Source organism: Pseudomonas sp. P5_B2 (assembly GCF_056400445.1).
This window is the reverse complement of record NZ_JBFULH010001242.1, coordinates 1-809: the sequence shown is the minus strand read 5'-3', so window position 1 is coordinate 809 and position 809 is coordinate 1. Positions and strand designations below refer to the sequence as shown.

The window sequence follows — 809 nt, the reverse complement described above, 5'->3', positions numbered from 1 at the left end:
GTACTACACCCAACGCGCAACAGCTGGCTTGATAGTTACCGAAGGTACGCCTATCTCGCGAGAGGGCCAGGGCTATCTGTTCAACCCAGGCATTTACACGCCAGAGCAAATTGCTGGCTGGAAACTCGCCACTGATTCGGTGCACAGCGTCGGCGGCAAGATTTTCGCCCAGTTGTGGCATGTGGGTCGCGTCTCCCACACCTCGCTTCAAATCGACGGTGCCGCCCCTGTCAGCGCAACCGGGAAGGCTGCAAATGGCGCTACAGCCTACGCCTACACCGAGAATGGTGAGCCAGGTTTTATGCCGACATCCACGCCCCGTCCCTTAGCGACCGACGAAGTACGCCGCGTGGTCGAAGACTTCGCCCAGGCCGCTGCTAATGCCATAGAAGCTGGCTTCGACGGTGTTGAGCTGCATGGCGCCAACGGCTATCTGCTCGAGCAGTTCATCAACCCGATGGTCAACGACCGTACCGATCACTACGGCGCGCAGAACCTGGAAAACCGCCTGCGTTTTGTTTTCGAAGTGGTGGACGCTGTGTGCGAGCGCATCGGCGCAGATCGTGTGGGCATCCGTATTTCGCCTTACGGTCAGTTGATGGACATGCCGCTCTACCCGGAAATCGACGAGACCTACATGGCCCTCTGCGCGGGTCTGGGCGAGCGAAATATTGCCTACGTTCACGTCATGGATCAAACACACTTTTTCCTGGCAGCCGAGAATTCGATAGCCCGCGAGGATGCATTGAAGGCACTCCTGCGCAGCTGCCGCAAAGGCCTCAAAACGACCGCATTGATCCTGGCTGGAG

At 58.3% G+C, this 809-nt stretch carries 1 protein-coding gene; it reads left to right on the top strand.

Annotated elements, in window-relative coordinates; translation table 11 throughout:
• On the top strand, window positions 1-809 hold an 809-nt coding region (locus AC1DRJ_RS30505), incomplete at both ends, for an oxidoreductase (RefSeq protein ID WP_477805389.1).